Origin of the sequence: Actinosynnema sp. NPDC023658 (genome assembly GCF_040639995.1) — a bacterium.
Classification (GTDB): domain Bacteria; phylum Actinomycetota; class Actinomycetes; order Mycobacteriales; family Pseudonocardiaceae; genus Actinosynnema.
On the sequence record NZ_JBFAAX010000890.1, the window covers coordinates 1 to 2,237 of the forward strand.

Genomic DNA, 2,237 nt, shown 5'->3' on the forward strand with positions numbered 1-2,237 from the left:
TTACAAACAGTCAAGACTGTTTGTAAGTGGGCCGGACAGTGCTCGGACCGCTACCAGCCGCCCTGGACCATCGTCTGGAACAGCCACTTCCCCTCGGACTTCACCAGCAGGTCCCCGTACCGCACGACCTGCGAGAACCCCTCCGCCGTGATGGTCGCGTCGGTGATCACGAACACCAGGTCGGCGTTGACGAAGACCGGCGTGCGGACCGATTCCATGTGCACGTCGCCCTCGCCCAGGGTCGCCGCCATGTCGGTGAGGAACCGCTCCCGGTCCCACGACGAGGTAGACCCGTCGGTCACCGCGTTGACCGGGAACAACGCCATCCCGGCCATCGCCTCGACGTCCTTGGCCACAGCCAAGGCGTCCCACTGCTCGAACCACGCGAGCACGCCCTCGACGTCCTCGTCGGTCGGCACGAACCCCGCTCCACTACCCGGCACAGCACTCATTCCGTACACTGTACCGTACGGTGTACGGCACCGGCCGCGCCCGATCGCCGGAGGCCTTGCCAGGGGTTTCCGGGACAGATCAGGCGGGCCAAGCGGTCAGGGCGAGGTCGACCATCCGGAGCAGCCGCTCGCGGTCGACGCCGTCCGCCGCCTGGACCGAGATCCCCTGCGCGACCAGCACCACGAACTTGGCCAGGTCCGCCGCGTCCGCGTCGGCGGGGAGGTCACCCTCGGCCTTGGCCCGCTCGAAGCGGTCCCGCAGCCCGGCCTCGCCGGTCCGGCGCCAGTCGGCCAGCCGCTCGCGGGTCGCCACGGCGTCCTCGCCCATCGCCAGGCCCGCCTGGAGACTCAGGCAGCCCGTGGGGCAGTCGAACCGGGTCGACACCTCCACGGCGCCGCGCAACATGCGCTCGGCGGCGGCACGGGCGGTCGGCCGGTCGAGCGCGTCCCGCACGTGGACGGCCTGCCGGTCGGTGTAGTGCTCCAGCGCCTTGCGGAACAGCGATTCCTTGTTGCCGAAGGCGGCGTACAGGCTGGGCCGGTTGATGCCCATCGCCTCGGTCAGCTCCGACAGGGACGCGCCCTCGTAGCCGTGCTGCCAGAACACCCGCACGGCCTGGCCCAGCGCCGCCTCGACGTCGAACTCGCGCGGGCGTCCGCCGGCCATGGGTCACCACCTCGGTTCTGGACCTGTCAGTACGGTACTCGATTTCCGCCGGTGAGGGCCGTCACAGGTTCTTGACCGAGCGGTACAGAACCCGAATTGTGTACCTCATGGTAAACAACTCGGGCAGGTTGGCGGGACGGCGTGCGGTGGTCACCGGCGGCACGCGGGGGATCGGTGCGGGGATCGTGCGGAAGCTGGCCGCGGAGGGTGCGGTCGTGCTGACCACCGCCCGGTCGGCCGGTGTCGCGGACCTGCCGCCGGGCGTGCTCTTCACCACCGCGGACGTGGCCGATCCCGACTCCGCGACGCGGTTGGCCGACGAGGCGACCCGGCAGCTCGGCGGGGTCGACATCCTGGTGAACAACGCCGGCGGCGGCCAGGCGAAGCCGGGCGGCTCCGGCGACATCGACGACAAGGCGTGGCAGGAGGTCCTGGAGACGAACCTGCTGGGCGCGGTCCGGCTCGACCGCGCGCTCCTGCCCGGCATGCTGGAGCGCGGCTCGGGCGTGATCATCCACATCTCCTCGTCCTCGGCCCACGTCCCGGTCGGCCCGCTGCTGCACTACTCGGCCGCCAAGGCGGCGCTCTCGAACTACAGCAAGGGGTTGGCCGAGGAGGTGGCCGCCAGGGGCGTGCGCGTCAACCGGGTCTCCCCCGGCATGACCGAGACCTCGGCGGTGGACGCGGTGATCGACGACCTCGCCGCGAGCACCGGTGGCCGGGGCGACGCGCGGGCCGCGCTGGTCGAGCTGATCGGCGGCATCCCGCTCGGCCGCACCGGCACCCCGGAGGACATCGCCAACCTGGTGGCGTTCCTGGTGTCCGACGAGGCGTCCTGGATCACCGGGGCCGACTACGTCATCGACGGCGGCACCCTCAAGGCCGCGTAGTCGATTCCCCCTCGGTCCGAACAGCGGTTCCGCCGTGATCGGGCTCCTTGTTCGATGGGGGTCGGTCGGACGAGGAGGTCGGTGTGCCGGTTTCGCGGCGGGACGTGTTGCGGTGGGCGAGCGCGGCGGCGGTCGCGGGCGGCACGGCGGCGGTGGGTGGCGCGACGGCGGGCGGGCGGCCCGCGAGGTGGGCCCGACTGCGCGCCCACCTGTCCGGTGAGCTGCGGC

At 71.7% G+C, this 2,237-nt stretch carries 3 protein-coding genes; 1 reads left to right on the forward strand and 2 read right to left on the reverse strand.

Features of this window, described 5'->3' with window-relative positions; genetic code table 11:
- Positions 1 to 50: 50 nt before the first annotated feature.
- Entirely contained in the window at positions 51 to 452 is a 402-nt protein-coding gene (locus AB0G02_RS36035) for a nuclear transport factor 2 family protein (protein ID WP_360803697.1), read from the reverse strand.
- A gap of 79 nt (positions 453 to 531) precedes the next feature.
- A complete protein-coding gene (locus tag AB0G02_RS36040) occupies positions 532 to 1,119 on the reverse strand; it encodes a TetR/AcrR family transcriptional regulator (RefSeq protein ID WP_360803700.1) in 588 nt (195 codons plus the stop codon).
- 107 nt (positions 1,120 to 1,226) lie between these two features.
- On the opposite strand from AB0G02_RS36040, the gene AB0G02_RS36045 reads away from it, so the two are divergent.
- A complete protein-coding gene (locus AB0G02_RS36045; protein ID WP_360803703.1) occupies positions 1,227 to 2,009 on the forward strand; it encodes an SDR family oxidoreductase in 783 nt (260 codons plus the stop codon).
- Positions 2,010 to 2,237 lie beyond the last annotated feature (228 nt).